Here is a 3,780-nt window from a genome sequence, read left to right as displayed (position 1 = left end):
TACGTGCTGGCGAGCCGGAAGGCCGACATTATCGCGCTGCACGATTGTGACATCGTCAACTACGGCCGCGAGATGCTGGCCCGCCTGTGCTATCCGGTAGTGAACCCGAACATCGATTTCGAGTTTTGCAAGGGCTTCTACGCGCGGGTGAGCGACCGCATGCACGGGCGAGTGACGCGCCTACTGATGACGCCGCTGATCCGCGCGCTCGAGTCCATCTTCGGCTACTTACCCTTCCTCGTTTACCTGGACAGCTTTCGGTATCCGCTTGCTGGAGAGTTCGCCATGGAGGCCAACTTGGCCAGAGTGAACCGCATCCCGTCCGATTGGGGCTTGGAGGTGGGCGTGCTGGCAGAAATCTACCGCAACTGCTCGCTTAAGCGGGTCTGCCAGGTGGACATTGCCGACAACTACGAACACAAGCATCAGGATCTTTCCCCGGGTGACCCCTCGAAGGGCCTCATGAAGATGGCGGTGGACATTGCCAAGGCCTTGTTCCGCATTCTGGCGGCGGAAGGAGTCACCTTCGACGTCGGCACGATGCAGCGACTCTTGATCCGTTATGTTCGTACTGCCGAGGACACCATCACCCGCTACCACGCCGACGCCATGATCAATGGCTTGATTTTCGATCGGCACGATGAAGAGACAGCGGTGGAAACGTTCGCGGAGGCGCTCAAGCTCGCCACCCAGGATTTCTTTGCGGACCCCCTAGGCGCGCCGCTGATCCCGAACTGGAACCGGGTCAGTTCGGCGCTGCCCGGCTTCCTGGGAGCAGTGCGCGATGCCGTTGATGCCGACAACGCCGAGTTCAGTGGTCGAACGCGGACGCCGGCTACGGCCAGCCGTGCATAACAAGGAAGAGCAAGACGCGGTGCTTTGAGGTATGGGAACGTGGACAATTTCCTGCCAGACGATCTGCTGACCAGGCTGAAAGAGATTGGTGACGTCGAGATCGTCGTCGGCATCCCAAGTTACAACAATGCCCGGACGATTGGGCAGGTAGTAAGGGCTGCCTCTGCAGGGTTGGCAAAATATTTTCCGCAGCGGAAGTCCCTCGTCGTCAACTCCGATGGTGGTTCAAAAGACGGCACGCGCGAGGTGGTGCTCGGCGCCGAGCTTGACCCGGACTCGCTGCTGCTGATCTCGCACCCCGTCCACCCCATCCAACGGATCAGCACGCCTTACCACGGCGTACCGGGCAAGGGCAGTGCGTTCCGGACGATCTTTGCGGTGGCCGGGCAGTTGAACGCGAAGGCCTGCGTTGTGGTGGATTCCGACCTGCGCAGCATCGCGCCGCACTGGGTGGAGCTACTTGCGGGACCCGTCCTCGATCGTCAATTCGATTACATCGCGCCCTATTACCTGCGGCATAAGTACGACGGCACGATCACCAACGGCATCATCTACCCGATCACGCGAGCCTTATTTGGAAAACGCGTGCGCCAGCCCATCGGTGGCGACTTCGGCTTTTCGGGTCGGCTGGCGGCGCGGTACCTGGAAAAAGACGTTTGGGGGACGGACGTGGCGCGATTCGGCATCGACATCTGGATGACGCTTACGGCCATCGCTGAGGGATTTCGCGTGGGGCAGTCGTATCTGGGCGCCAAGCTGCACGACGTCAAGGACCCGGGAGCCGACTTGACCAGCATGTTCCGGCAGGTGGTGGGGTCGGTTTTCGGGTTGATGGAGAGCTATGAGGCGGTTTGGCAGGGCGTCGAGGGCTCGGAGCCAGTGCCGATGTTCGGCTTTCCATTCGACGTAGGCGTCGAACCGATGACGGTCAACGTCGAACGGATGACCAAGGCCTTCTGCCAGGGCGTCAACGACCTGCGCGAGGTTTACCAGAGTTTTCTTTCTCAGGAAACCCTCGAGGGCTTGAAAACCTGCACGGGACAGGCGGGCGAAGAATTCCGTATCTCTGACGAGCTCTGGGTGCACTTGATCTACGAATGTGCGGCTGCCTATCACCACAAGAAGCTGGACCGCGAACATCTGCTGCAATCCCTGGTGCCGCTCTACCTGGGCCGCACCGCCTCCTTTGTCATCCAAGTCCGCGAGAGCAACGCCAGGGAGGTAGAAGAACGCATCGAGCAACTCTGCCAGGTCTTCGAGACAGAGAAATCATACCTGGCGGAGCGCTGGGGCTTGGGGGCGGGAAAGGAGAAGATTCATGCAAGGACTGCTTGAGAAGGCATTCATTGAACCCTTCCACAGGCTGGCCGAGCACCTGACGCACGTTCTGCCGGCGCTGATTACTATCCTGCTGATTCTGATCGTCGGCGGCGCAGTGGCCTATCTTGCACGGCGGGTGATCCACCGCCTGCTGGTTGCGCTACGCTTCGACCGCCTGGTGGCGCGGACGGGACTGGCGAGCACGATCGAGCGAGCGCGTGTCTTCCGCTCACCCAGCGACTTCGGGGCGCGGCTGGTCCAGGGCTTGCTCTGGTTGTTCATCATCTTGTTCGCGCTGAACGCGGCTGACACTCAGATGACGCAAGATCTTGTGGTGCGGTTCATCCACTACGTGCCTGACATCATCACCGCCGTCTTGGTTTTGCTGCTGGGGTCGCTTATCAGCAAGTTTCTGGCCCGCAGTGTGCTCCTGGCGGCGGTGAACGCACAGTGGTCAGGGGCGCGGCTACTCGCCGGGGGCGTGCGCGTGCTGGTGATGATGCTGGCAGTCGTGATTGCACTCGAACAGCTCCGCATCGGCCGCACGGCGCTCTTGGTCAGCTTTGCCATCCTGTTCGGTGGCGTCGTGATCGCGGGAGCGATCGCCTTTGGGTTGGGCGCGCGTGACTTGGCCCGCGAATGGTTGCAATCGAAGATGAAGCCGCGCTCACCTGAAAACGAAGAAGTTTTCCGGCACTTATAACCGTGCTGCCCAAGCGACTGGTTATCTTCACCGATCTGGACGGGACGCTGCTTGACCACTACACCTATTCTTGGGCGCCGGCCCGGGAGGCGCTCGAGGAGATCAAGCGCCGTCAGGTTCCCCTGGTCTTCTGCACGAGCAAGACACGCACCGAAGTGGAAGCTCTGCGTCGAAAGCTACGCATTAACCATCCGTTCGTCACGGAAAACGGTGGTGGGATCTTTGTCCCGCAGCGCTACTTTCCCCAACACATCGAGGGCGCAACGCGCGCCGGCCGCTACCACTGCCTGGCGCTCGCCCGCCCTTATTCTGAAATCGTCGAACAGCTCGACGAGATTGCCGAAGAAACCGGCGCGTGTGTGGTTGGCTTTCACCAGATGAGTGCGCGGGAGGTCGCTCAGAACACCGGGTTGCCGTTGCGCGAGGCCGAACGGGCACGCCAGCGCGACTTCGACGAGCCGTTTTTCTTTGTCGGCACAGGCGAACAAATGGCGCAAAGATTCGTCCGTCTTGCCAAGCGGCGCGGGCTGGAAGTCCAGCGTGGTGGCCGCTTCTGGCACCTGTTCGCGGGCAGCGATAAGGGCCGGGCCGTTCGCCGACTGGTTGAGCTTTATCGCGCCTCCTCGCACGTGCGCCTGCGTTCGCTTGCTCTGGGCGATAGTGCCAACGACCTCCCCATGCTCGCTGCTGTGGATGTGGCTGTCCTTCTTCCCAAACCCGACGGCGTCTTCGACCGCCAGGTGATAGCACGCCTGCCGGGCGTCACCCGTGGCATTGCTCCTGGGCCGGTGGGCTGGAATGATGCCGTGCTTGGGCTTCTCCGGTCGCAGCGGCGGAAGACGGAAGCAACGCGAAAAACGGCGTACTAGAAATAGAAGAATGAAGTTAGAGAGCTTTAACAC

The 3,780-nt window shown here is 61.0% G+C and carries 4 protein-coding genes; all 4 read left to right on the top strand.

The features are described from left to right. Positions 1–855 (top strand): hypothetical protein (locus tag VIH17_00570; GenBank protein ID HEY4681725.1); only part of this gene is annotated, 855 nt, incomplete at its 5' end. 24 nt (positions 856–879) lie between these two features. Further along, positions 880–2,190 carry a cell wall biosynthesis glycosyltransferase gene (locus VIH17_00565; protein HEY4681724.1) on the top strand — a complete coding sequence of 437 codons (1,311 nt, stop codon included), beginning with the start codon at positions 880–882 and terminating at the stop codon, positions 2,188–2,190. Then, the gene (locus VIH17_00560; GenBank protein ID HEY4681723.1) at positions 2,174–2,878 is read left to right on the top strand and encodes a hypothetical protein; all 705 of its coding nucleotides are present in this window, start codon (positions 2,174–2,176) and stop codon (positions 2,876–2,878) included. Before VIH17_00565 ends, VIH17_00560 begins: the two co-directional genes overlap by 17 nt. A 2-nt stretch (positions 2,879–2,880) precedes the next feature. Then, positions 2,881–3,747: an HAD-IIB family hydrolase gene (locus tag VIH17_00555; protein ID HEY4681722.1), complete on the top strand. Its 867-nt coding sequence runs from the start codon at positions 2,881–2,883 to the stop codon at positions 3,745–3,747. Positions 3,748–3,780: the final 33 nt, after the last annotated feature.

Source organism: Candidatus Acidiferrales bacterium, from assembly GCA_036514995.1.
GTDB lineage: Bacteria > Acidobacteriota > Terriglobia > Acidiferrales > DATBWB01 > DATBWB01.
This window is presented reverse-complemented; position numbering and strand designations above follow the sequence as displayed.